The organism is Amycolatopsis regifaucium (genome assembly GCF_001613935.1).
Classification (GTDB): domain Bacteria; phylum Actinomycetota; class Actinomycetes; order Mycobacteriales; family Pseudonocardiaceae; genus Amycolatopsis; species Amycolatopsis regifaucium.
In genome coordinates, this window is sequence record NZ_LQCI01000018.1 from 21,054 (window position 1) to 44,367 (window position 23,314).

General features: G+C 67.7%; 24 protein-coding genes, 2 tRNA genes and 2 pseudogenes. 13 read left to right on the forward strand and 15 right to left on the reverse strand.

Annotation, left to right across the window (positions count from 1 at the left end; all coding sequences use genetic code 11):
• Window positions 1-11: 11 nt before the first annotated feature.
• Window positions 12-1,523, reverse strand: a complete 1,512-nt coding sequence (locus tag AVL48_RS19690) for a helicase HerA-like domain-containing protein (protein WP_061982149.1) — start codon at window positions 1,521-1,523, stop codon at window positions 12-14.
• Window positions 1,524-1,635: 112 nt separating this feature from the next.
• On the opposite strand from AVL48_RS19690, the gene orn reads away from it, so the two are divergent.
• Together orn and AVL48_RS19700 are read left to right on the forward strand one after the other, a co-directional pair.
• Window positions 1,636-2,244, forward strand: a complete 609-nt coding sequence (gene orn, locus AVL48_RS19695) for an oligoribonuclease (protein ID WP_074038201.1) — start codon at window positions 1,636-1,638, stop codon at window positions 2,242-2,244.
• A 78-nt stretch (window positions 2,245-2,322) separates the two neighbouring features.
• Window positions 2,323-2,398 (forward strand) — tRNA-His (locus tag AVL48_RS19700).
• 362 nt (window positions 2,399-2,760) lie between these two features.
• Here AVL48_RS19700 and AVL48_RS19705 read toward each other — a convergent pair.
• On the reverse strand, window positions 2,761-3,981 hold the full coding sequence (locus AVL48_RS19705; protein WP_208616239.1) for a L,D-transpeptidase: 1,221 nt from the start codon (window positions 3,979-3,981) through the stop codon (window positions 2,761-2,763).
• 196 nt (window positions 3,982-4,177) lie between these two features.
• On the opposite strand from AVL48_RS19705, the gene AVL48_RS19715 reads away from it, so the two are divergent.
• From AVL48_RS19715 to AVL48_RS19730, 4 genes are all read left to right on the forward strand, one after another.
• A tRNA-Lys gene (locus AVL48_RS19715) sits at window positions 4,178-4,250 on the forward strand.
• 265 nt (window positions 4,251-4,515) lie between these two features.
• Complete coding sequence (locus AVL48_RS19720) at window positions 4,516-5,271, forward strand: alpha/beta fold hydrolase (protein WP_061982152.1); 756 nt, start codon at window positions 4,516-4,518, stop codon at window positions 5,269-5,271.
• A gap of 70 nt (window positions 5,272-5,341) precedes the next feature.
• Window positions 5,342-5,902 (forward strand): DUF2231 domain-containing protein, encoded by a 561-nt coding sequence (locus AVL48_RS19725; protein WP_061982153.1) that lies wholly within the window; start codon window positions 5,342-5,344, stop codon window positions 5,900-5,902.
• A 2-nt stretch (window positions 5,903-5,904) separates the two neighbouring features.
• A complete protein-coding gene (locus AVL48_RS19730) occupies window positions 5,905-6,384 on the forward strand; it encodes a hypothetical protein (protein WP_061982154.1) in 480 nt (159 codons plus the stop codon).
• Between the two features lie 358 nt (window positions 6,385-6,742).
• Here the strand turns inward: AVL48_RS19730 and AVL48_RS39595 are convergent, their stop codons facing one another.
• Window positions 6,743-6,910 (reverse strand): hypothetical protein, encoded by a 168-nt coding sequence (locus AVL48_RS39595; RefSeq protein ID WP_167386359.1) that lies wholly within the window; start codon window positions 6,908-6,910, stop codon window positions 6,743-6,745.
• Between the two features lie 485 nt (window positions 6,911-7,395).
• On the opposite strand from AVL48_RS39595, the pseudogene AVL48_RS40140 reads away from it, so the two are divergent.
• The 3 genes and pseudogenes from AVL48_RS40140 to AVL48_RS19740 all read left to right on the forward strand — a co-directional run.
• A pseudogene (locus AVL48_RS40140) lies at window positions 7,396-7,662 on the forward strand (DUF3099 domain-containing protein); the annotation flags it as partial.
• A gap of 455 nt (window positions 7,663-8,117) precedes the next feature.
• Window positions 8,118-8,585 (forward strand): ANTAR domain-containing protein, encoded by a 468-nt coding sequence (locus AVL48_RS39070; RefSeq protein ID WP_061982155.1) that lies wholly within the window; start codon window positions 8,118-8,120, stop codon window positions 8,583-8,585.
• Window positions 8,586-8,870: 285 nt separating this feature from the next.
• Complete coding sequence (locus AVL48_RS19740; protein ID WP_061982156.1) at window positions 8,871-9,608, forward strand: GAF and ANTAR domain-containing protein; 738 nt, start codon at window positions 8,871-8,873, stop codon at window positions 9,606-9,608.
• A 206-nt stretch (window positions 9,609-9,814) separates the two neighbouring features.
• On the opposite strand, the gene AVL48_RS19745 is transcribed toward AVL48_RS19740, so the two are convergent.
• From AVL48_RS19745 to AVL48_RS19760, 4 genes are all read right to left on the reverse strand, one after another.
• Window positions 9,815-10,984 carry a zinc-dependent alcohol dehydrogenase gene (locus AVL48_RS19745; protein ID WP_061982157.1) on the reverse strand — a complete coding sequence of 390 codons (1,170 nt, stop codon included), beginning with the start codon at window positions 10,982-10,984 and terminating at the stop codon, window positions 9,815-9,817.
• Entirely contained in the window at window positions 10,981-11,370 is a 390-nt protein-coding gene (locus tag AVL48_RS19750) for a hypothetical protein (protein ID WP_208616238.1), read from the reverse strand. The genes AVL48_RS19745 and AVL48_RS19750 overlap by 4 nt, the downstream gene beginning before the upstream one ends.
• An 87-nt stretch (window positions 11,371-11,457) precedes the next feature.
• The gene (locus tag AVL48_RS19755; RefSeq protein ID WP_061982159.1) at window positions 11,458-11,862 is read right to left on the reverse strand and encodes a hypothetical protein; all 405 of its coding nucleotides are present in this window, start codon (window positions 11,860-11,862) and stop codon (window positions 11,458-11,460) included.
• Window positions 11,863-11,885: 23 nt separating this feature from the next.
• Window positions 11,886-12,440, reverse strand: coding sequence for a hemerythrin domain-containing protein (locus AVL48_RS19760; protein ID WP_061982160.1), 555 nt, complete (start codon window positions 12,438-12,440; stop codon window positions 11,886-11,888).
• A 141-nt stretch (window positions 12,441-12,581) separates the two neighbouring features.
• Here AVL48_RS19760 and ctaD point away from each other — a divergent pair.
• Window positions 12,582-14,306 (forward strand): annotated as a pseudogene (gene ctaD, locus AVL48_RS19765) (aa3-type cytochrome oxidase subunit I).
• A gap of 43 nt (window positions 14,307-14,349) precedes the next feature.
• Here the strand turns inward: ctaD and AVL48_RS19770 are convergent.
• From AVL48_RS19770 to AVL48_RS19780, 3 genes are read right to left on the reverse strand one after another with little or no spacing between them, the layout of a single operon-like run.
• Complete coding sequence (locus AVL48_RS19770) at window positions 14,350-14,685, reverse strand: hypothetical protein (RefSeq protein ID WP_061982161.1); 336 nt, start codon at window positions 14,683-14,685, stop codon at window positions 14,350-14,352.
• Between the two features lie 41 nt (window positions 14,686-14,726).
• The gene (locus tag AVL48_RS19775; RefSeq protein ID WP_061982162.1) at window positions 14,727-15,467 is read right to left on the reverse strand and encodes an MBL fold metallo-hydrolase; all 741 of its coding nucleotides are present in this window, start codon (window positions 15,465-15,467) and stop codon (window positions 14,727-14,729) included.
• Window positions 15,461-16,486, reverse strand: a complete 1,026-nt coding sequence (locus tag AVL48_RS19780; protein ID WP_061982163.1) for a glycosyltransferase family 2 protein — start codon at window positions 16,484-16,486, stop codon at window positions 15,461-15,463. Before AVL48_RS19780 ends, AVL48_RS19775 begins: the two co-directional genes overlap by 7 nt.
• Before the next feature lie 592 nt (window positions 16,487-17,078).
• Here AVL48_RS19780 and AVL48_RS39075 point away from each other — a divergent pair.
• Entirely contained in the window at window positions 17,079-17,387 is a 309-nt protein-coding gene (locus AVL48_RS39075; protein WP_063054118.1) for a hypothetical protein, read from the forward strand.
• A gap of 107 nt (window positions 17,388-17,494) precedes the next feature.
• A complete protein-coding gene (locus tag AVL48_RS19790) occupies window positions 17,495-17,737 on the forward strand; it encodes a hypothetical protein (protein WP_061982165.1) in 243 nt (80 codons plus the stop codon).
• Window positions 17,738-18,321: 584 nt separating this feature from the next.
• Here AVL48_RS19790 and AVL48_RS19795 read toward each other — a convergent pair.
• From AVL48_RS19795 to AVL48_RS19815, 5 genes are all read right to left on the reverse strand, one after another.
• The gene (locus tag AVL48_RS19795) at window positions 18,322-18,579 is read right to left on the reverse strand and encodes a hypothetical protein (RefSeq protein WP_061982166.1); all 258 of its coding nucleotides are present in this window, start codon (window positions 18,577-18,579) and stop codon (window positions 18,322-18,324) included.
• 24 nt (window positions 18,580-18,603) lie between these two features.
• Complete coding sequence (locus AVL48_RS19800; protein ID WP_061982167.1) at window positions 18,604-19,494, reverse strand: AurF N-oxygenase family protein; 891 nt, start codon at window positions 19,492-19,494, stop codon at window positions 18,604-18,606.
• The gene (locus AVL48_RS19805) at window positions 19,491-20,372 is read right to left on the reverse strand and encodes a crotonase/enoyl-CoA hydratase family protein (RefSeq protein WP_061982168.1); all 882 of its coding nucleotides are present in this window, start codon (window positions 20,370-20,372) and stop codon (window positions 19,491-19,493) included. Before AVL48_RS19805 ends, AVL48_RS19800 begins: the two co-directional genes overlap by 4 nt.
• Entirely contained in the window at window positions 20,362-20,961 is a 600-nt protein-coding gene (locus tag AVL48_RS19810; protein ID WP_061982169.1) for a TetR/AcrR family transcriptional regulator, read from the reverse strand. Before AVL48_RS19810 ends, AVL48_RS19805 begins: the two co-directional genes overlap by 11 nt.
• 75 nt (window positions 20,962-21,036) lie before the next feature.
• Window positions 21,037-21,963, reverse strand: coding sequence for an NAD(P)/FAD-dependent oxidoreductase (locus AVL48_RS19815; protein ID WP_061982170.1), 927 nt, complete (start codon window positions 21,961-21,963; stop codon window positions 21,037-21,039).
• Window positions 21,964-22,088: 125 nt separating this feature from the next.
• Here AVL48_RS19815 and AVL48_RS19820 point away from each other — a divergent pair, with 125 nt between their 5' ends.
• Entirely contained in the window at window positions 22,089-23,291 is a 1,203-nt protein-coding gene (locus AVL48_RS19820) for a PP2C family protein-serine/threonine phosphatase (RefSeq protein ID WP_208616237.1), read from the forward strand.
• Window positions 23,292-23,314 lie beyond the last annotated feature (23 nt).

The window sequence follows — 23,314 nt, forward strand, 5'->3', positions numbered from 1 at the left end:
TCAGGTATCTCTCAGCGCCGCCGGTTTCCGAACAAACCACGCGTGATCTCCCGGCCGAGCGCGCTCGCCGCCGAGCGGAGGAACGACTTCACCGCCGGATTCTTCATGGCCTGTTCGACCATGCCCGGCTCTTCCTTCTCCGGCTTCGGGGCGGGCACTTCGGGGGCGGGCGGCCCGGCCACCTTCGCGGCGAGCTTCTCGTAAGCCGACTCGCGATCGATCGTCTCGGAGTATTTCGCGTGCAGGTCCGACGACGTCGTCGCCGCGGAGATCGCTTCGGCACCGATGGACCCCATCTTCGAGCGCGGCGCGCGCAGACGCGTCCACGCGACCGGCGTCGGCGCGCCTCGCTCGGACAGCACGGTGACGATCGCTTCGCCGATACCGAGCGACGTCAGCGCCGAATCCAGTTCGTAGTGCTTCGTTTTCGGGTATGTCTTCACCGTCTTCGTGAGCGCCGCCTGGTCCTCGGGGGTGAACGCGCGCAACGCGTGCTGGACCCGCGCGCCCAGTTGCGACAGGACGTTGTTCGGGATGTCCGTCGGAAGCTGCGTGCAGAAGAACACCCCGACGCCCTTCGACCGGATCAGCTTCACGGTCTGCTCGATGCGCTCCAGGAACGCCTTCGACGCGTCGTTGAAGAGCAAATGCGCTTCGTCGAAGAAGAACACCAGCTTCGGCTTGTCGAGATCGCCCTCCTCGGGCAGCTCTTCGAACAACTCGGCCAAAAGCCACATCAGGAAGGTCGAGAACAGCGCGGGCTTCGACTGGAGATTGTCCAGTTCCAGCAAGGTCACCATCGCCTTGCCGTCGACCTGGCGCATCAGATCGTGGACGTCCAGCTCGGGTTCACCGAAGAAGTCCTCGCCGCCCTGAGCCTCCAGATTGGACAACGCCCGCAGGATCACCCCGGCCGTCGCCGCCGAGACGCCACCGATGCCCTTCAGGTCGTCCTTGCCCTCGTCACTGGTCAAATGCGTGATGACCGAACGGAGGTCCTTGGTGTCCAGGAGTGCCAGGCCGCGCTGATCGGCCCAGTGGAAGATCAGCCCGAGCGTCGACTCCTGGGTTTCGTTGAGTCCCAGCACCTTCGACAGCAGAATCGGGCCGAAACTCGTGATCGTCGCCCGGATCGGCGAGCCCGTGCCACCCGTGCCCAGCGACAGGAACTGCACCGGGAACGCGGCGGGCTCCCACTGGTCACCCAGTTCCTCCGCGCGTTTGGCGATCTTGCCGTTGCTCTCACCCTGCGCGGCGAGCCCCGACAGGTCGCCCTTCACGTCCGCCAGCACCACCGGAACCCCGGCGGCCGACAGCTGCTCGGCGATCAGCTGCAAGGTCTTCGTCTTGCCGGTACCGGTGGCGCCCGCGACCAGCCCGTGCCGGTTCAGCGTCGCCAACGGCAGCCGGACCGCCGCGCCCGCGTCGGCCTTGCCGTCGATCACGACGGCGCCGAGCTCGACCGCGGCGCCCTCGCTCACGTAACCCTGCGCGATCTCCTGGGCTGGACCCTGTTCGGCCACTGTCGCTCCCCGATCTGTGAGATGGCTCACCTGAGGATGCACACGCTGCCAGTAAGGCGCTCGACCCGCACGTCGCGCGCCCTGAATCCCCGGGTCGGGTTAGGGTTCCGGGGTGAACGACCGCCTAGTCTGGATCGACTGCGAGATGACGGGGCTCGACCTCGGCAAGGACGCGTTGATCGAAATAGCCGCGCTGGTGACCGACGCCGAACTCAACGTCCTCGGCGAAGGCGTCGACATCGTCATCCACACCGACGACGAAACCCTCGACGGTATGCCGGAGATCGTCCGGGAGATGCACGCGCGATCCGGCCTCACCGAAGAGGTCCGGCGCTCCACCGTCACCCTGGAAGAGGCCGAGCAGCGCGTCCTCGAGTACATCCGCGAGTACGTGCCCGAGGCCAACGTCGCCCCGCTCGCCGGCAACTCCATCGGCACCGACCGCGGCTTCATCACGCGCGACATGCCCAGCCTCGACGGGCACCTGCACTACCGCATGGTCGACGTCTCCTCGATCAAGGAACTCGTCCGGCGCTGGTACCCGCGGATCTACTACGCCAAGCCCGAGAAGGGCCTCGCGCACCGCGCGCTCGCCGACATCAAGGAGTCCATCGGCGAACTCGACTACTACCGCCGCGTCGCCTTCGTCCCGCAGCCCGGCCCGACCACCGAACAGGCCAAGGCCGCAGCCGCTGAAGTGCGGGAACGCCACGAACAGTAACCCGTTGCGAGCCCCGAAAACGGGCACGCTAATATAGTGCGGCCGAGGTGATGGGGAAGCTTCCCGAGCCCGGCGATGGTGGGCGTAGCTCAGCTGGTAGAGCACCTGGTTGTGGTCCAGGAGGTCGCGGGTTCGAAACCCGTCGCTCACCCCATCACCCCAGTTTGGTCGGGCCCTGGCGGGCCCTCCACCAAGCTGGGGTTTCGCTTTTTCGGGGCACCGGTAACGCGGCGTGCCGTTCGCGCGCGTTCGGAGCGAAGTCCGCCGGGCCCAGCACCCGCTTCGCCGACGGCGCCCATATCTGTCACGACCGTGACCGCCCCACCGTCCACCTCGACGGTGCTGCCGGTAACGGTCACGGTGGCCCCTGCTCCTCCACCCTTCGCAGAGGTGCCGCTACGAAACCAGCGGCGGAACGCAAGTGGGAGTACCTCAACGGCACCTCTCCACCCGAACCGCCATGAGGGGTCCCCATAGGACGGATTTCGTCCTATGGGGACCCCTCAGGACATCAGGTCAGTTCCGGTCGCCGCCGGTCTTCCAGTCGTCCCACGACATCTGCCACACCGACCAGCCGTCGGTCGGCTCCAGCACCTGCGGCCCCGAGTTGGTGACCGTGATGATGTCGCCCTTCTTCGAGGTGTCCATCAGCCACTTCGCGTTCTCGGTCGACAGGTTGATGCAGCCGTGGCTCACGTTCCGCTTCCCCTGTGAACCGACCGACCACGGCGCCGAGTGGTAGAAAATGCCGCTGTTCGACATCCGCACGGCGTACTTCACGAACGTCCGGTAGCCCGCCTTGCTGTCCGACGGGACGCCGTAGGTGCTCGAGTCCATCGTGTACCCGGTGTGCTCACTCATCACCGTGTAGGTCCCGGCCGGGGTACTGCTCGACGGCTTGCCCATCGAGATCGGCATCTGCTTGACCTCTTGGTCGTTCACCACGACCTTCATCTGGTGTGTGCCACCGTCGGCGGTCGCGACCAGTTTGTCGCCGACGACCACGTTGGCGGGCTTGTCCTCACGGCCGAAGGTGTTGTTGCCGAGGTTCTTGCCGTAGATCGCCGCGTTGACCGAGATCTTCGTGCCCGCCTTGAAGTACTCCTTGGGCCGCCACATCACGGTCTTCTCGCCGAACCAGTGGAACGCGCCCTCGGCCTGCGGCTCGGTGACGATCTTCAGCATCTTCTCGGTCGCCGCCTTGTCCGGCACGTTGCCGGTGAAGGTGAAGATCAGCGGGAGGCCGACGCCGACCGTCTCACCCTCGACGAGGTTGATCGAGACACCGATCTGACGGCCCGGCTTGGCCGTGGAGAACGTCGAGGTCGCGGTGACCGGCTTGCCGTCGGTCCCGGTCGCGGCCGCGGTGACGGTGTAGGTCTTGCCGAAGCCGAGCGGTTCCGCCGACTCCCAGCCGGAACCGTCCTCCTTCGGCTTGCCCGCGACGACCTTGCCGTCGGCACCGGTGACTTTGACCTCGCCCACCTTGCCGTCGGCGACGGCGACCGTGACCGGCTCGCCGGGCGCCACGTTCGCCGCGCCCTGCGCCGGCGTCAGTGTCATCACGGCGGGCTTCGGGGCCGAAGCGGCCGCACTGCTCTGCTGCGAACCACCGGGAGCACCACCCGGCGACGGAGATTCGCTCGATGGTGTACTGCTGCACGCCGCGAGTGTGAACCCGGCCACCACAGCCACCAACCCCACCCGCGACCGCCCCGTCGCTCCCCAGACCCTCATGCACACCGCCCGTTTCGCGTGGTACCAACCCCAACGTCTGGCTATAGTCTGCCTGACCGGCCCCTACGCCCGCGGCCGGATGGCCGAATACGCCCAGGCCCGCCGCTAGGGGACCCCCCTGAAACGGGGGTCAGCAACCCTGTGTTAATGTTTTCCACGTCGCCGAGGGGAACACCAAAGCGGCAGGAACAAGCAGGCGCCATTAGCTCAATTGGCAGAGCAGCTGGCTCTTAACCAGCGGGTTCGGGGTTCGAGTCCCTGATGGCGCACATTCAAGCCCCACGTTTTCGGTTTCGGCAACGTGGGGCTTTGTGCTATGTAGACCCATTTCTTCCCCTCCTTTGCAGACGGATGGGCGACTCTCCGGCTTGACGGGCGTCTCGTTGAACCGCTCCGATCACCGGCGGTCCGGATCGTTCACCCGGCGAATCAGCCCGGCAACCCTCGGCGTGTGAAGGAGCCGTCTCTTTCCCGTGGTCGGTTTCGCCTCGGCCGCCAGCGGTAATCCCCGCGCCGAGCGGAAAGGACCTGTTGATGCTTCACGACTCGCGCGCGGTTGTCCGCGAACGGTGGGACACCGTCCGCGGACGTCGGGTACGCAGTCTCGAGGCCGGGTTCGACCGCGCCGGAGGTCCCGTGGTGGTGCTGGTACCGGGTTTGGGCGCGCCTCGCTACTTGGAGGACACCCTTGCCCGTTGCGCGGCCTGGGCCCACGCCTTCTTGCTCGACGTCCCCGGCTTCGGGCACGTCGGCGCGAACGCCTGCGAACCCGCGTTGTCGGCGGTCGCCGAGACGGTCGCCGCGTGGCTGTCCGAGGTCCCAGGCCCCTCTGTCTTACTGGCGGGGCACTCGACCGGTGCGCAGGCGGCGTTGCACGCGACGCTCGCGCGGCCGGACCGCGTGCACCGCTTGGTGCTGCTTGGGCCCACTTTCCCGCCCGAACTCCGCCGTTTCCGTGGACTGGGGGCCGCCTTTGTCCGTAACGCTCTCCACGAGCCGCCGGGACTGGTCGGAGCGCTCGGACCGGACTACCTCCGGGCGGGCCCGGAGGCGTTGGCACGTTTCGTGCGCTCGGCACAGCATGACGAACCCGAAAAGCTGATCAAGTCGGTGGAATGCCCGGTGTTCTTCGGCCGAGGCCGACATGATGCCTTCGCACCACGATCCTGGATGGATCGGTTGGCCGCGTCGGCGAACCATGGCGGGTCGTGGACGGTGGAGGGCGCGCACACCTTTCCCTACCATCGCGGTGTCCTCACCGCGCATCTTCTCGCCCGCGCCGGTTCGTGAGGACACGTCGCCGGACTCCAGGCGCGAGCTACCCGGGTGTAGACGGCTTCGCGACGGGTAGCCCCAGCACATGAAACCTCGCGAACTTCTCCGCGCAGCGGAATCCTTCCGTGCCGCGGACTCCCCTTCCGCGGCCGTGGGCACGATGGTCCGGCGCGCACTTCATGCGACGCGGACCGACGGACTGCTGCGAGGAGCTTGGCTCGGGCATCCCTTGCATCCGCTGGTCGTCACCGTCCCCCTGGGCGCCTGGATCTCCTCCGCGATCTTCGATCTCGGCACCCGGAACGAGGACGCGGCCCGGAAACTGGTCGCCATCGGACTGGCTGCCACTCCACCGGCGATCATCGCGGGCTTGGCCGACTACGCCGATCTCGACGCACGTCAGCGCCGGATCGGCACCCTGCACGCGGTGACGAACACGGTCGCCACGGCCGTCTTCGCCGCTTCCTATCTCGTGCGCCGACAGGGGAAACACCGCGAGGGGGCCACGCTGGGGCTCCTCGCGCTCGCCGTCGTGAGCGCCGGCGGCGCGCTCGGCGGGCATCTGTCCTACGCCCAAGGTGCGGGGGTACGCCGCTGGCCGGAAGCGACCGGCTCCAGTCCCCGGATCGCCGGAGAAAAGAGCTGACCATGGACCGATTCCTGAGCATCTACCTCAACGACCAGCTCGCCATGGGCATCGCCTGGCGCGAGCTGGCCCGGCGATCCCAGAAGGCCAACAAGGGGACCGAGGCAGGCGACGCGCTGGCCCGCGTCGCGACGGGCATCGCCGAAGACGTCGAGACGTTCCAGCTCATCATGCGCAGGCTGGATATCCGGCGTAATCCCGTCAAAAGCGTCCTGACTGGGCTGGCGGAACGCGCCGGGCGGCTCAAACCCAATGGGAGGTTGACCAGCTATTCCCCACTCAGTCGCTTCGAAGAACTCGAATTCCTGATCATGGGCATCGAGGGCAAGAAACAATTGTGGGACACGCTCGGCAGGCTCGCCGGCCTGAGTTCGCGCCTGCCCGATATCGACTTCGCGCGGTTGATCGAGCGGGCCTCCGAGCAGCGTGCCCTCCTCGAACCCCACCGCGTCCGAGCCGGAGCCGACGCTTTCCATGAATGAGCCGATTCCGACTTCTGCCGGCTGGTGCGGACCAACCCCGGTCGATGCCGGAGCCGTCGCCCGATCGGAGACGGCGTGCCCGTCCATTCGGCAGCACTCCGTCCGTGGCGTTCGTCAGCCGACCCTCGTGTCTCGAGCATTCAGGTCACCACTACCCCGACCTCACCATGTCGAGGCGACCATGACCGGACCATCTTCCCCGCTCCACCCCGAAGCCATCCGCTTTCGTCGCCACAACCACTTGAGGTGAAACGGCCTGATCCGCGATGACCTCATGGCGATCACCGGGTCCGGGGAAGGTGATGCCGGACAAGTCCAGCACGGTCAGGGCGGGGCAGTGTGGCACCGGTCGACGCGGTCATCCCGACGTCATGCCGCCCTGATCGCCTCCGTCGCCCTCGTTCGCCGGACCTTCGTCCGGGCGGGGTCGCTGATCACGGAACGTCGGCTCCGTGTGCTCCTCCGCGAAATCCGCGTCCTCCTCCATGCTCTCGGCGGTCACCGGGTCGATCTCGGGTGTGCTCATCGCTTGCCCTCCTGACTACGCCATCTCCACCTGCGGCCGGGTTCCCGGCCGGACCGAGTTGAACCATGGAAAGCACGGCTCCGCTTTGAAAGCCCGGAATCGCTGGTGCTCACCAAGACCGACGTCGCCCGCCGGAGTCAGGGGATGGACGTCACACAGTCGGGACTCCGCGACTGGAACACCTGGACCGCTGGAGCGTTGTAACAAGTGTCGGTACGGCGGTGTCCCCGGGCCTCACCCCTTGCCTTCACGGAATACCGGTCACGCTGGAGCCGTGTCGCGCCACTCGCCGAGAGGCGACCCCCGTACCGGCCTTCAGTCTCCCGTTTCCGCTCGCAGGTCGACCCCCCTGAGACCTTCGCTGGACGGAAGCGGGACCGAAACGGCCGGCGGCGTTTCCGGGGCCGCCGAAGTGGTACGCGGTGAGCCAGGCGCGGGCCGATCGCCCCCGTGCGGCCACTCACCTTTCCGAGGAAGGAACCGCCATGACGACGACCGGCGCCGCACCTGTGCTGATCACGGGTGCCGCACCTTCGTACGAGGACCAGCTCGCCGCCCGCAAGCGCCGGTACCTGCTGCTGATGTCGTGCCGCCTCCCGTGCCTCATCCTCGCTGGGGTGCTTCAGGACATTTGGTGGCTGGCACTGGCCGTACTCGCCGTTTCCGTGCCGCTGCCATGGATGGCGGTGCTGATCGCCAACGACCGACCACCCCGCAAGACCGAGAAGGTCAGCACGCTGGACCGGGCCCCGAAGCAGGGGAGCCACGTTTCGGGTGCTTACCGGGGGATATACCCCAGCCTGGAAACCACAGGAAAGGCGCGAGCCATGGACGGCCCCACCCAGCCCCTCAGCCCTGACCAGCCGATCTCACCCGGCACCCCAGAGGTCCCGGACCTCGACGTCGATCCGGGACAATTCCTCGACGAAGACCCCCGGCACCCCAGCGCCTCACCGCGCGAAGAGCCTCCGGACTGATCGGTGGATGCTCATCTTCACGGAACATCTTCTTCACCTGCATCCTGCCGGCCTTCTCTATCCTCACCGCCGCCTTGTGGCGCACGTCTTCGACCCGGCCGGCTTTGGCCGCCTCTACCGGTGAACTCTGTCGACATGTCGGCTGATCAGCCGCGGCGATCTTCGGGTTTGGGGCGCCGTGTACGCGGTAACCACCGGGCAGCGCCATCAAGGTCTCCGGCTGGCGGCACGTGACCAAGCGCGTCGTCCACGACCGTCGGTGGTTGCTCGGCTTCGCCACCCTGGCCGCTTGCGCGGCACTTCAGATCACCGCGCTGGCCGGTCACCATCGTCGCCCCGATCGTGGTGCCGGCCTTGCCGGCGACCGCCGTTCTCAACGCCCGCATGACCTGTCCGCGGCTGGATCGTACGGCCACCACGGCCATCGCGATGAGCACCCTCGGGGTCGCTGCTCGCGCCCGGCGCGGGCGCGAGTTACGGCCTGCTGTCGGTACTGGTTCGCGACGTCGCGTACGCCTTCCAGACCGACGGAACAGGTCCACCAGGCCACGGGTTTCCTCGCCGTCAAGCTCGACATCACCCCTGCCGAGGCACTCGTCCGGATACACGCACACGCCCTCGGCCACGGCCGCGCCCTGATCGACCGCGCCCGCGACATCCTCACCCATCACCTGCGCCTCGACGACCACCACCGCTAGGCGGCGGGTCAACGATCGCGACGTCATGGACTGTGCCGACTCGCGCGGCGTGCGACACTGCTGTCGAGGGTTGTGTTCAGAACCAGAGCGCGGTCCGGGGCCTGTCGGTTCCAGCAGCGGGGCCGGCAGGGGTATTTCCCCGACATTCAGCTTCCGACGCGCTGATCCAGGACGCGCCGATCGTCAAAAGCGAATTGTCCTCAGCGAGGGCTTCGTCGTCCCGGCATGACGGTGGCGCCGCGTCGGATCCCGCTCCATCGGCACACCCCGCAGGAAGAGCAGACAATGAAACAGTCCCACGACGGGCCCTGGCCGGCGGTGCTCGACGAGGTCACCGGCGCGCTGGAAACACTCACGTCCATCCTGGCCACCGAGGAAGACTTCACAGTCCTGCTGCACCGGATGTGCGACCAGGTCGTCCACGCCGTGCCCCATGTCGACGAAGCCACCATCACCCTGCTGCGCGACCACCACCCGACCACGGCAGCAAGCACCAGCGAGGTCGTCACCGCACTCGACCACGACCAGTACGACCTCGGCGAAGGGCCCTGCATCCAGGCCGCCGGAAACGGCAAGCTCATGCGGGTGTCGATCACCGATGCGGCCGAGAAATGGCCGAAATTCGCCCGGGACGCCGACACGGCCGGGTTCGGCAGCTTCCTGTCCGCGCCCCTCGTGATCGGAGACGGACATTCCGGTGCGGTCAACTGCTACAGCGGCCACCTCGGTGGCTTCGCCGAACTGGACGAGAAGCTGCTCGACCTCTACACCAGCGCCACCACCGCACTGCTGCGCGTCTACACCCGCTACCAGCGCGCCCGCGACACCGCCGACCAACTCCGTACGGCGATGAACAACCGCGCGGTGATCGATCAGGCCAAAGGCATCCTCATGGCCTCGCGCCAGATCAGCGCCGACGACGCCTTCACCCTGCTCGTCGAGCAATCCCAGCGCGAGAACACCAAACTCCGCGACGTCGCCATCCGGTTCGTCGCCCACGCCACCGGCCCCATCCCGGCCTGACCACCGCGAACGACCATCTACGAAGCCGCCGAGACGGTCGTGCGCACGGTATCCGCAGACAGCCGGAATCAGTGCCCTCGGCTCCGCGAGCACCCGCGCCCTCTATGGCACCCACGACGCGGTCCAGGACAAGCTCGCCGGATAAGACCTCAAGGCCGCCTCGAGAAATCCGGTGTTTTCTCGAGACGGCCTTGGTCACGCAGGGATCAAGGGCGGAAGACCGCGCGCACGCAGTCGTCCTTTTTGTTCTTGAACAGGTCGTAGCCGCGGGGCGCGTCGTCCAGTGGCAGCACGTGTGTGGCGAGATGGCCGGTCGAAAGTTCTCCCTTGGCGATGCGGTCCAGCAACATGGGGATGTAGCGCTGGCCGTGTTGCTGGGCGCCACGCAGGGTGAGGCCTTTGTTCATGACGGCGCCGAGGGGGAACTTGTCGACGAAGCCGGCGAAAACCCCGAGGACGAAGACGGTGCCGCCCTTGCGGCAGTTGTGGATGGCTTCGCGGACGGCGATGGGCCGGTCGGTCTCCAGCTTCAGTTTGCTCTTGACCTGGTCGTAGATGTGTTGTGGGCCGGGGCTGTGGGCTTCGCAGCCGACCGCTTCGATGCACACGTCCGGGCCGCGGCCGCCGGTCGCTTCGCGCAACGCGGCGCCGACGTCGGTGTTCTCGTAGTTCAAGGTCTCCACGCCGAAGGTCCGTGCGGCCTGGTCGAGCCGATAGCCGAACCGGTCGATGACGAAAACCCGCTCCGCGCCCAGGAGCTGGGCCGCCCGGGCGGCCATCTGGCCGACCGCGCCGCAGCCCCAGACGGCGACCACGTCACCGGGCTGGACCCCACCGAGATCGGCGCCCATCCAGCCCGTCGGCACCGAATCCGAGGCGAACAACGCGCTCAGGTCGTCGACGCCTTCCGGGATCGGGATGGCGGTGTGGTCGGCGAAGGGCACACGGACGTATTCGGCGTGGCTGCCCTTGAACCCGCCCATCGCGTGGGAGTACCCGAAGATGCCGCCGGGGTCGGCGCCCCAGAGGCCTTGCGTGATTCCCGGGTTGGTGTTGGTGTTGTCGCACAACGACCACAGGCCCCGGCCGCAGTACCAGCATTCACCGCAGCCGATGAACGAGCACACCACCACCCGGTCACCGACCTTGTGGCGGGTCACGCCCGGGCCGGTTTCGACGACCTCACCCATGAACTCGTGCCCGATCACGTCACCGGCCTGCATGAAGGGGATATGCCCGGTCAGCAGATGCAGATCGGAGCCGCACGACGTGCTGAGCCCGACCTTCAGGATGAGATCCTTGTCGTTCTGGATGCGGGGGTCCGGGACGTTCTGCACCCGGACGTCGTTGACACCTTCCCAGCACAGTGCCTTCACAGCCGTCCACCTTTCTGCGCGTTGCGGGTCACCTTCCGCAGGACCTTGCCCAGGGGGCCGGGATGAGCGGACGGAGGATCCGCCTCGAGCACGATCCCCGTTTCGATGAGCGACTTCGCCTTGCGGAGAGCGGAACGCAGATCTCCGCGCGACACCTCGGTCCCGGCCGGGCGGGCGCGTAATTCGGTGCCCTTGTCCCCGGCGGCGGGCACGATGCGCAGTTCGATCTCGTCGCCCAGCCGTGCCAGAGGTCCCGGCAGTGAGCCCGCCGATCCCACCTCTTCGGGTGCCCGATTGACGGTCACCGCGAGCCATCGCTCGTCATGGTCGTCCGCCGGGCCGTGCGCTGCCCGGCGCAGTCCACGGATGACGGCGAAGGCGGCCACGCCGGCACCTCCCACGGCGGCCACGGTGGCTGTTCGTGCTGTCGTCATTCGTCTGCCTTTCCTCGCGGTGCCGCTCGGTGGGCTCGATCAGTCCGTCGGTGGTGGGGTGCGGATCTCGTCGGGCACGGAACCGCCGGCGAAATCGGCCGCGATCCCGAGGCTTTCGGCGTAGTCGACGCTGCCCGGTCCGATGTCGTCCGCACGCTCCTTCCGCTCGCGGTCGGCGGCCTCCGCCGTTTCGTCGACGTCCGGGCGTTCTTCGGCCAGCCGCTCACCGAGAGGGGCGGGATGCGCCTGCTCCCAGGGGGTCATGCCGTACTTGGTCACCCCGCTCCAATGCTCGGGCGGGTCCATACCCTCTTCGAGCGGGTCGACGCGCAAGCGGTCTTCGTCGAGGTCCTCGGCGCTGGACAGTGCCGCCGGATCGGTCTCGACCTGGTCGGGGGCGCCGGTGTCCTGTGGGGCGTCGTAAGACTGGTCATTATCGGGCATGGTTTCCTTCTCTCGCTCGTGGATCAGCGGCCGAGGGCGGCACGGATGGCGTCACGGGCCCGGTCCATGATCGCGACGGGCGGGCCGAGCAAAAGGTTCGCCGTCGCGCTTTCGACCCCGGGATGGGGGCGGGTCGGCGCGATCGCCTCCGCCACCCGCACCGTCGCGGCCATGGCACGCAACCGCTCAGGCCCGTGTGCGGCGCGCAGCAGCGGGAACTCTTCCCGTTCTTCGTGTTCGGCGTGCGCGAGAACGTCCTCCCGCAGCTGGACGAGCAGGGTGTCGAAGCCCTCGGCCTCCGGCCCCATCTCGGTCAAGGTGACGAGTAGCCGTTTGGCACGGTGTTCCTCCCCGATACGGGCTTCCACAACGTGTTCACCGCCACGGAGGCCACGCACTTCGGGATGGACCACCTCTTCTTCCGCGGTCTCGTGCACCGCGAGCAGGCGGATCAGAGCACGGAACAGGTCCCGGCGCCGGTCACCTTCGGCGGTCTCCAGTTCGGTGAACAGCAGGCGGATCTCGCCGTGCTGGCGCTGCAACAGGTCGATGACGTCTTCGTTTTCGTTGTCGGCCACGAGTTTCCCTTCTCTTGCCCGGAGCAGTGTTCGGTTGGCAGTAGGTTCCCGTATCGCCGTGCTTCACACCTCGCCGCCGAGGTGTGAGAACCGAGAAGCCGGGTACACGCCTGCGACGTCCCCGGAAGAACAGGCAGCGCGATGACCCAGATGCGGGCACGGCCATTACCGGTTCCTCACGCCCCTCGCCAGGTAGGCAAGCGAGGAAGCGCACTGCTGAAGCTGATGAGGACGACGGATCCGAAGACGATCGGCGTGATGTACATGACCACGTCGTTCGGGTTCTTCCTGGTCGGCGGCCTGACCGCGTTGCTGATGCGCGGGGAACTGGCGCGTCCCGGTCTTCAGTTCCTGTCGCCGGAGCAGTACAACCAGCTCTTCACGATGCACGGCACGATCATGCTGCTGCTCTACGCGACGCCGAACGTGTTCGCCTTCGCGAACTTCCTGGTTCCGTTGCAGATCGGATCACCCGATGTGGCGTTTCCGCGCTTGAACGCGTTCTCGTATTGGCTCTACCTGTTCGGCGCGATGATCGTGCTCGGCGGCTACCTGACGCCCGGCGGGCCGCCTGACTTCGGCTGGACGGCCTATACGCCTTTGTCGACGGCCGTGCATTCACCCGGCGTCGGCGGGGACCTGTGGATCGCGGGCTTGATCGTGACCGGGCTCGGGACGATCCTCGGGGCGGTCAACATGATCACCACGATCGTGTGCCTGCGCTGTCCGGGGATGCTGATGTGGCGGATGCCCATCTTCACCTGGAACATCTTCTTCACCAGCATCCTGATCCTGCTGGCCTTCCCGATCCTCACCGCCGCTTTGTTCGGGCTGATGGCCGACCGGCATCTCGGGGCGCACGTCTTCGACCCGGCCAACGGCGGCGCGATCCTGTGGCAACACCTGTTCTGGTTCTTCGGCCACCCCGAGGTCTACATCATCGCCCTGCCCTATTTCGGCATCGTCAGCGAGATCATCCCGGTGTTCAGCCGGAAACCCCTCTTCGGCTACAAGACCATGGTGTTCGCCACGATCGCGATCACCGCCCTGTCGGTCGCGGTGTGGGCACACCACATGTTCGCCACCGGCGCGGTGCTGTTGCCGTTNNTTCAACTGGATCGGCACCATGTGGAAAGGGCAGCTGACCTTCGAGTCACCGATGCTGTGGTCGGTCGGGTTCATGGTGACGTTCCTGCTCGGCGGGCTGACCGGGATCATCCTCGCCTCGCCGCCGCTGGACTTCCACATCCACGACACCTACTTCGTGGTGGCGCATTTCCACTACGTCCTGTTCGGCACCATCGTCTTCGCCACCTTCGCCGGCATCTACTTCTGGTTCCCCAAGATCACCGGCCGGATGATGGACGAGCGGCTCGCGAAATGGCATTTCTGGACCACGTTCATCGGCTTCCACGTCACCTTCCTGGTCCAGCACTGGCTCGGTAACGCCGGTATGCCCCGCCGCTATGCGGATTACCTGCACAGCGACCAGTTCACCGGCATGCACATGGTCTCGACGATCGGTGCCTTCCTGCTGGGTCTGTCCGTGCTGCCCTTCATTGGAACGTGTTCAAAAGCTACCGCTACGGCGAACCGGTCGACGTCGACGATCCCTGGGGCTTCGGGAACTCACTGGAATGGGCCACCACCAGCCCGCCGCCCAGGCACAACTTCCTGGAACTGCCCCGCATCCGCTCCGAACGCCCGGCCTTCGAACTCCACTACCCCCACATGATCGGACGTATCCGCGACGAAGCACATCGCACGACGGGACACCCCAAGGGCGTCGCCGATCCCGCCGAACTCGCCGCCTCCGCCACCCAGCCCGACGACCAAGGCCCCAGCAACGACCCGCGCGGACGCTGACCCGCGAACCATGACCACAGGACAGAAGGCCCCGCCGGGCTCTTCACGCCGATTCGGTGACCAGCTCTCGATCGGTCCCGTGCCGCAAGCGCCCGCGTAGTTCGGGGACGAAGGAGGGATCGGCGTAGGCCAACGTCTCGAGGTCGACCTCTCGCGGTATCGGCGTCTCGGCCGGGAGCAGCGAGTCGAGGACCAGCCCGGCCGCGCACAGCGCCAGTGCGTCGTCCTCCGCCGACAGGTCCACCGCCGCGCGCAGCCACGGTGTCAGCACCACCTCGAACGTCCCGGCGCCCGAACCTCGGCAGCAGTACTCCACCCGGTACCGGGACCGCTCGACGAACCGAACCTGCCAAACCGCTCCCGCCGTGCTCCGCGTCATGCCTGCCCATACCCCGTCACACGGCCGTCAAACAGACGGCGTCACGACGGACCACGCCGCCGCGCGAGTTCGACCATCTTCTCGGCGCCTTCGGTCCAGGCCGGGCCATGCCCGACGAGGACCGTGCGCGCGCCCGTCCTCGCGATCAAATCCAGCGATTCGAGTGCCCGTTCCTCGTCCACGGTCGCGGCGCCGGACACGATCCGCGGCCCGGTCGCCGCGCGGTACGGGTCGAAGGTGACGACGGCGTCTCCGGCGATGACGGCGTCGCGGTCGGGGAAATGCAGGGCACAGTGCCCGAGCGTGTGGCCGGGGGTGAACAGCACCCGCGGACTGCCCGGAACCGGCAGGACTTCCGTCCGGATCCGCTCGACCTTCCGCACCGGCTTCGGCCACCACGCCCGGCGGGCGAGCAGACCCGCCACGACCGGCAGGGCCTGTACCTGGGTCAGCAGATACGCGATCAGCGGCCGCGCGCGGCCGTACTGCCGGGGATGCCGGGTCAGCGGCACGTCGTTCTCGTGGATGTACACCGGCACACCGAGTTCGGCTCGGACGCGCTCGGCGATGCCGAGATGGTCGAAGTGCCCGTGGGTCAGCACCAGTGCCTCGATGTCGCCAAGACGGCGGCCCAGTTCGCTCAACGCCGCCTCGAGTACTCGCCAGGACGTGGGGAGCCCGGCATCGACGAGCAGCAGCCTGCCTTCGTCCTCGACGAGGAAGAAATTAGTGTGCGACTCGGTGACGCAATGGATTCCCGGCGCGACGTTCGGAATCAGCATGGACGGCGGATACCCCGGCTTCTCCCGTCCATACCCGCACCGGACGAGACCTGTCGCGACTTTCCGCGCAGCGAGGCGACCGAATGAGCGGCGACCCGGAGCCTGCCGTCCCGATAGGCGACACCACCACGCAGCACCCGCGTGGCCACCGCGAGCCAGCTACAGATTCCTCGCTCGACGAGCCACACCGGCACCCACAGCGCGCTGTCGGCCGGGAACACCTCCGCTCCCCCGGCGCGCCGTCGTCCTGCCTCCCCCAGCAGGATCGCCGCGAGCACCAGCCCACCGAGAGCGCTACGGCTCCGGCGGGCCGCTGCCATGGTTACCGGGACGATCGCCAGCTCGGCGACCAGCCGCCATGGCTGGGCGAGACTGTCATAGGCCTGCCTGATCCGCTGCGACGCGAAAGTGCCCGCCTCCGGCGGCAGGCGCCGGACCAGCGGCGAGCGAAGACAGCGGACGACGCCACCACGCGCACGCACCGTCCGGATCAGCTCGAGGTTCTCGAACAGCACATCACCGTCGTAACAACCGAACCGGTAGAACGCTTCACGGCGAACGGCGAGCGTTCCGGGGTAATCGTGCCCGACAGCCCGGTTGAGCAGGCTCCGGGCGGTGTCCCACCGGCAATGCCAAGGCAGGGGCCGGAAGTAATTCTGGGGTACCACGAGGTCGGCGTCGTCGAGTGCTCTGGTCACCTCGGCGAGCGTGACGGCGTCGTACCGCACGTCGTCGTCGGCGATGATCACCCGGCTCGCCCGCACCTGGCGCAAGCCGGTGCGCACACCGGCCACCTTTCCGTTCGCGCACCGCAGCGCCGGATCCGGCCGCAGATGCCCGACCCATTCACTCCAGGCGCGCCGGTGCCGTTCGAACCACGGCGACGCGGAGCCATCGACGACCATGACCTCCGCACGGGCCGAAAGCCACCGCAGATACCCCGTCAGCTCGGTGAGATCCGTGTCGCGGTCGCACCGCAACGGCAGGACGTAAGCCGGCTTGTCCGTCGGTGTGGTCACACCACGGGATATCCCGCGGTGCCCCGCTTACACCCGCCGCGGGTTTGCCCGGCGATCACCCGGGCACCCCAACGCCAGGCCACGAGAGCGTCGGCACGGCGACCGCGGCCGAGGGGAGCCAGCCGCTCCGGCACGGAGTCGCCGAGCAGACGCCGAATCGCGCTCTGCGTTGAACTCGCCCTGACCGAGGAGCCTTCACGCACGAGCTGCGCCGGTTCTACCCGTTCGCACCGTTCATCGGTGGCCGCGCGGTGAAGAAGCTGACCTGGAACGGCGACCTCCTCCCGGAACACGCGATGGTCCTCCTCGACCTGGGGGCAGAACCACGACGAAGAGCTGTGGGGAGATCCGTACACATTCCTCCCCGATCGGTTCCTCGGCCACGACATCGGCTCCTTCGAACTCGTGCCGCAGGGCGCCGGTGCCTCAGCAGGACCTGGACATCTCCCTGCGGCGGATCCCGGCACGGCCCGAAGAGCGGGCTCGTCCTGGAATTTTCGCTCGAGGAAGTCCGCGAACCTGGGGGTTGGGCGCTTCCTTGTGTTCCCTGGAAAACACGTTTACCCGCCGCCGCCCGGGGCATCCGTCGCTCATGCCGGCCTGGTGGAAGCGTGCGACCTCGAAGTCGTACGGCAGAACGATTCTGTTCCTGGGCGACCGAACCGCCCTCGGAGAGATCATCAGCGCCGTGACGGCTCGGGGCTTCGGGACCGTCGAGATCCCTCATCCCGCGCTGATCTGCGCTGTGGCCGACGACGTCGTGCTCAGCGGTCGTGGCAGCCGAGCCGATACCTCGAAACTCCTTCGAGTGCGCGAGCTGGACATACCGTGCCTGACCCCAGAGCAAGCTTTGGTCTGGCTCGACGAGCTCCGCGCTGGTGGCCATCTGGCGTCGGCCTGAGATCCGGCGCACCTTCGTACCGAAGATTTCCCACGGGAACGTGTCGCTCGTGGAGGCCGGGGTATCCATCACCGGTCGGCTAGACAGAACGAGTTCAGGAGGTATACATGGCCACCGGTGAAACCGGTTTCGACGACGTCAGCTTCGACCTCGTCTCCGTGCAGTACCACGCGTTGAAGGCAGGACACGATTACGGCCAATACGTCCGGGACGCCGAAAACGCGGGACGCCAGGACATCGCCGATTTCTTCCGAAAGGTCATGGAAGAGGATTCGGCACGCGCGAAGCAGTGTCACGAATACTTGAAGGATCTGTCCGGCACTTCGGCCTCCGGACCCGCGGTCTCCTGACAGCGCCGGGTCTGAGCGCGTCGAGGAACGATTTCGCCGTGCTCAAGACCTCGGGGAGGCACACCGGCCCTCGGCGCGGTTTGGGCCGATCCAGAGCGGGTAGCCGCTCATCGAGTCCCGACAGCGGTGGGCGGTGTGCACAGCACGTACCCCACGGCCCCTCAGGACGGCCGGCTTTCCGTTGGCGAGGGTAGAACTCCCCGGCGGAGAGCCGGCCGTTCGCCGCGACCAGCGGCGATCATCGACAGTGGCGACTTGCGTCAAACTCCGCGACCGCGAGCAGATCCGTCCCGATCTCGGTGATCAGGCGCAGCACGGAGGAATTGTCCGGGGGTGTTGACCAATTGGGCGGTGATGGCGGCCGACGCACCTCCTCGGCGTGCGAACCACCCCGCAACGCCAGAATCGCCGCGTCCACCTGGTCAAGGGTCTCCACGCAGGCGAGACAAACGGTCTGTGCCCAGCTGTCACGGCGACCGGCCACGTCCTCAGCGGAGGTGATGGCCCGCCACAAGGGTCCCCGATGCCGCCCATCCGCCGCCGTGCTCCCTTGTCCGCCGTGGCAGCTTCATCCCGATGGCACTTCAACGCCGGGAGAGCACTCGCTTCGCCAGCCACCCGGCGTAAACGGCCAGCCCGGCGGCGCCGGCCTTCCGCGTGGGCCGGGCCGCGATCGCCAGTCCGATGGCGAGTTCGGTGGCACCGTTGCGATAGGTCCAGTTGCGGACGTCGTCCGCGAACGCCATCCGCGTCACGGGTTCGAAGGCCGCCGGGGCGGCGAAGTGGGCGAGACCGGTCGCGGCGATGGTGAGGCCGAGGACCTGGCCGGTGCGTGCGGACATGGGGTTGCCTTCCTGGGTATTCGTTCAGTCGAGGACGCCTGCGCGGCGCCACAGCCGACGGCTGGGGCCGCCGATGAGGCCGATTTCGGTGAAGTGGTCGACGGCCTTGGCCGCCCACGTCGCCTTGGTCCGGCGCCAATGCGGGTTCGCGGCGGCGACCTGGCGGGCTTCGCGGGGGTCCAGTCCGACAGCGGTGTAGGCCTTGGGGTGCAACAACTCCGACGTCGCGACATAGGCCATGGCGGCGATCGCCCATCGGATCAGCTCGCGGCCGATCCGCCCGTGGCGGGCCCAGGCCCGGCCCAGTTCGTCCTTGGCGAAGCTGATGTGGCGCGCCTCTTCGATGACGTGGATGCGGGAGATCATCCGGATCATCGGTTGGAGGCTGGAGTCGCGCATCATCTCGCGCTGCATGCCGTCGGCGAGTTCTTCGACGTAGATGGCTCCGGCGAACAGCAGCGCCGGGCCGCAGATCGCGCCGAAGACCTTGCCCGCGCGGTGCGCCGAGCGGCTCGGGCGCCGGACGACGCCGCCGGTCTTCGCGATCGAGCGGGCGAACATGGTGCTGTGACGGCATTCGTCGGCGATCTCGGTCAGCGCGTACTGGGCGTTGTGCGTGGTCGGATCGCTGTTGTAGACGTGGCGCACGAGGCCTTGCATCAGGATCAGCTCGAACCAGATACCCGACGCCGCCGCGGCCGCGGCCTCCTGACGGCTCAGTTCACCGCGCTGGGCTTCGTCGAGGCGTTCCCACAATTCGGTGCCGTACAAGGAACAACGTTCCGGCGCCTTGCCGTACGCGCCCTCGACCAGCGGGGCCAGCCAGTCGACGTCGACGTCCGGGTCGTAGGAAAGCCGCGCGGAGGAACGTTGCAGGCGTTCGGCGACTCGTTCGCTTTCGGTGTTCGCGGTCATGACGACCTCCTCGAATCGGTGCTGTCCGGCAGCGGTCCGCCGCCGTCCGGGATGACCTGTCCGGAATCGCGATAGGCCACCGCCTCGTGGAAACCGTCGCGTTCGGCGAACTCGCGGAACCAGCGGCCTTCCGGGGTGTGCCGGGTGATGCCGTCGAAAAAGGTCGCGAGGGTCTGGGTGCCGGAGAGGCCCATGTTGTCGTAGGCCTGGTTGATCATCAGCTTCTGCATCACCAGCTGGTTCGTCGGCACGCCCGCCATCCGGTCGGCGAGTTCTTCGACAGCGGCTTCGAGCCGATCGGGTTCCACCGCGTCGAGCGCGAGTCCCCAGTCCGCCGCGGTAACGCCGTCGATGGTGTCGCCGGTGAGCAGCATCCGCTTCGCGCGCTGGGCACCGACGCGGTAGACCCACATCGCGGTCGTCGGGCAGCCCCACACCCGTGCGGGCGGATAACCGATGCGCGCGTCGGACGCCATGATCAGCACGTCGCACGAGAGCGCGATGTCACTGCCACCGGCGATCGCGTGTCCCTGAACCTGGCAGATCGTGGGTTTCAGCGACCGCCACAGGCTGAAGAAGTCGTCGGTGTTGCGCTTCATCACCCGGTAGTCCTTGACCGGGTCCCAGACCGGGCCCTGGTTCCAGCGGCCTTCGCCGTCTCCCTCGGCGAACTGCTTGAGGTCGTAGCCGGCGCAGAACGACCGTCCCTCGCCGCGCACGACGATGACCCGGACCGCGTCGTCCTCGTTCGCCCGTTCCACGGCTCGGCGGATCTCGCCGGGCATGACGTCGTTGATCGCGTTGAGCCGCTCGGGGCGGTTCAACGTCAGGTAGGCCTTCCGGTCCTCGACGCGATAAGTGAGCGTCTCAAAGGCCATCGAAACCTCCCAGCGCGCGGAGGGTGAACGTGACCAGGTGCGGGATCGTGTCCGGGCCGCCGTCCCCGGCCAGCGGGCCGACCAGCATTTCGGCACCCGCGCCGACCAGCGCCGCCGCGGTCGCCTCCGCGTCCTGTGAAGGCAAGAGTCCCCTGGCGACGCCATCGGCGATATTCCTCGCGATGACCTCGCGGAACGCGCGGCGGAACACCAGCCGTTCGGCCTCCACCTCGGCGTCGACGGGTTCGGCCAGCAACGCGTACGCCAGCCGCGGGGCCTTCAACGCCCGGCCGGCGAACGTCTCGATCACCGCGACCACCCGTTCCCGGACGTCGCCCCGGGACGCTGCCGCCTCGACGGCGGCGACCTCCCGGGAGACCACTTCGCGGAAGACCTCGACGACCAGCTCGGCCTTGGACGGGAACTGCCGGTACACGCTGCCCGTGCCGACGCCCGCCCGCGCGGCGACCGCGGCCATGGAGCACCCCGCGTATCCGGTTTCGGCCAGCAACGCGATGGCTGCGGCCAGGATCTCTCCGCGCTGAGAGTCCAGTCGCGCCTGCGTCTTCGGAGTACGTCGGTACGGCACGCAAGGAGTGAAGCACGGATTCCGCACTTCAGCAATGCCCGGCTCAGGTCGCCGCGAAGGGGCGGTTTCGCCCCATCACTCCAGTTCCTCCATGAAGAGTTCGTGATCCACCGCGGTGGCCGCCACGAAGCCCATGGCCGCCGCGGTCACCACGAACGTCATGCCCGACGGGCTCGATTCACGCCGCGCCAGGTCACCGACCGCGTAGACCCCCGGTACGTCGGTCGATCCGACGTCGTCGATCCGGACACTGCCGTCCTCCAGCAGCACACAGCCCAGTTTCCGGGCGAGCGGGTCGGCCTGCTGCGTGGTGGCGTGCAGGAACACCGCCGCGCACGCCACCGGCTCGCCGTCGCGGAACGTCACCCGTTCGACCGCGTCGTCGGGTCCTTCCACGGCGAGCACCGGCTCCGTACGCACGCGGACGGCACGTTTGACCAGGATGGCCTCGTCCTCGCCGGACAACGGGATTCCGTTGGTGCACAAAGTGACTTCCGAACTCCATCCGGTCAGCTGAGCGGCGAACAACACGTCCTGGGATCCCTCGGTGGCCAGGACGGCCAAGGGTTGATCCCGGACTTCCCAGGCGTGGCAGTACGGGCAGCCGAGCACGCTCTTTCCCCAGCGTTCGGCCAGCCCCGCGATCCCGGGCAGGTCTTCGATCACTCCGGTGGCCAGCACGATCCGGCGCGCGTGTACCGAGTCGCCGTCCTCGAATCCGACGGTGAATCCGCCGCGTTCGCCACCGACGGCCCGGACCCGGGCCTCGCGCAGGTGGACCGTCGGATATTCCCGCAGTTGCTCGCGACCGACCGTCCGCAGCGCGTCCGGGGTCATCCCGTCGCAGGCCAAGAGGCCGTGTACCCCCATGGCGGAGGAATTACGGCCCGCCCCGCCGTCGATCACCAGCGCGCTGCGCCGGGACCGGCCGAGCACCAGCGCGGCGCTCAGCCCGGCGGGTCCGGCTCCGATGATCACCGCGTCATATCCGGCATCGCGCACGACATGGCCTCTCTGTCCGGGAAGTCGGGCGCTCCCGCATACCCGCTCCGCGCCCGTTCACACCGGCACCTGGGCTTTCGTTTCATCGCACGCGAACGGGGTAATGAGAGAGTGAGGTGAGGCGAGTGGACACCGGCCAGGCGTTCGATGCCGTCGCGAAACTGCTGGAGTCCAGCCACTTGATGACGGCTGATCAGCTTCCGGCCAGTGTCGCCGAGCACGCCGCCCATGCGGGTTTTCGCGACACACGTATCTATCTGGCGGACGTGCGCCAGGAGAAGCTGGTGCGGCTTTCCGGGTCCGGCGAGACGCTGTCGGTCGACACCACCCTCGCCGGCCGCGCGTTCCGCAACGCCGAAACGGTCACCGTCGGCCGGACACCACGGACACATACGTGGACCCCGCTGCTGGACGGCACCGAACGACTCGGGGTCCTGCGGGCCACGACCACGACGATGGACGAAGCAGCCGCCACCGTGTTGCGCGCGCTGGCCGCCTCCGTGGCGTTGATGGTCGTCAGCAAACGGCCGTACAGCGACACCATCGTCCGCCTGACGCGCTCACGTCCGCTGTCGGTGGAGGCGGAGATCGTGACGTCCATGCTGCCACCGCTGACTTTCGCCACCACCGACGTGGTCGTGGCCGCGGTGGTGGAACCCGCCTACGACGTCGGCGGGGACGCGATCGATTACGCGGTCCACGAGGACATCCTGTTCCTGTCCATCTTCGACGCGATGGGGCACGACCTCTCCGCGGGACTGACCGCGACCCTCGCGACGGCGACCTGGAGACGTTGCCGTCGTGCCGATGCCGACCTGGTGACGGCGAGCGGCGTCATCGACCGGGTGATCAGGGACCAGTTCGACCGGCAGCGGTTCGTCACCGGCGTCCTCGCTTGGCTGGACCGCCGGTCCGGTGTGCTGCGATGGGTCAATCGTGGCCATCCGCCACCGTTACTCCTCCGCGAAGGTCGGCGGCCCGCCGAACTGCGTTGTCCGCCCGCGCCACCGATGGGACTGGGTCTCGGCGACGCGCCGATCCCGTGCGATATCCGGCTTCGAGCCGGAGACCGGGTGCTGTTCTACACCGACGGGATCGTCGAAGCGCGCGACGAAGCGGACCGGGAATTCGGGCTGGACCGGTTCGCCGACTTCGTCATCCGGCACGAAGCGGACGGTTACTCGCCGCCGGAGACACTGCGACGGCTGATGCGGTCGATCCTGCGGCACCAGAACGACCGCCTGCAGGACGACGCCACCGTGATGCTGCTGGAGTGGCGCGGCCGGCGTGAAGCCCGCATGGTGCCCACCCACCCGGAAGAACCGTGACGCGTTTAGTCCTCTGAATGCGG

Bases quoted from the DNA above. Each gene is read 5' to 3' on its own strand.
- AVL48_RS19800 (WP_061982167.1), bottom strand. From the start codon at position 19,494: ATGACCGCGAACACCGAAAGCGAACGAGTCGCCGAACGCCTGCAACGT.
- AVL48_RS19790 (WP_061982165.1), top strand. From the start codon at position 17,495: ATGGCCACCGGTGAAACCGGTTTCGACGACGTCAGCTTCGACCTCGTC.
- AVL48_RS19720 (WP_061982152.1), top strand. From the start codon at position 4,516: ATGCTTCACGACTCGCGCGCGGTTGTCCGCGAACGGTGGGACACCGTC.
- AVL48_RS19795 (WP_061982166.1), bottom strand. From the start codon at position 18,579: ATGTCCGCACGCACCGGCCAGGTCCTCGGCCTCACCATCGCCGCGACC.
- AVL48_RS19740 (WP_061982156.1), top strand. From the start codon at position 8,871: ATGAAACAGTCCCACGACGGGCCCTGGCCGGCGGTGCTCGACGAGGTC.
- AVL48_RS39075 (WP_063054118.1), top strand. From the start codon at position 17,079: ATGCCGGCCTGGTGGAAGCGTGCGACCTCGAAGTCGTACGGCAGAACG.
- AVL48_RS19725 (WP_061982153.1), top strand. From the start codon at position 5,342: ATGAAACCTCGCGAACTTCTCCGCGCAGCGGAATCCTTCCGTGCCGCG.
- AVL48_RS19730 (WP_061982154.1), top strand. From the start codon at position 5,905: ATGGACCGATTCCTGAGCATCTACCTCAACGACCAGCTCGCCATGGGC.
- AVL48_RS39595 (WP_167386359.1), bottom strand. From the start codon at position 6,910: ATGAGCACACCCGAGATCGACCCGGTGACCGCCGAGAGCATGGAGGAG.
- AVL48_RS19775 (WP_061982162.1), bottom strand. From the start codon at position 15,467: ATGCTGATTCCGAACGTCGCGCCGGGAATCCATTGCGTCACCGAGTCG.
- AVL48_RS19770 (WP_061982161.1), bottom strand. From the start codon at position 14,685: ATGACGCGGAGCACGGCGGGAGCGGTTTGGCAGGTTCGGTTCGTCGAG.
- AVL48_RS19755 (WP_061982159.1), bottom strand. From the start codon at position 11,862: ATGCCCGATAATGACCAGTCTTACGACGCCCCACAGGACACCGGCGCC.
- AVL48_RS19705 (WP_208616239.1), bottom strand. From the start codon at position 3,981: ATGAGGGTCTGGGGAGCGACGGGGCGGTCGCGGGTGGGGTTGGTGGCT.
- AVL48_RS19805 (WP_061982168.1), bottom strand. From the start codon at position 20,372: ATGGCCTTTGAGACGCTCACTTATCGCGTCGAGGACCGGAAGGCCTAC.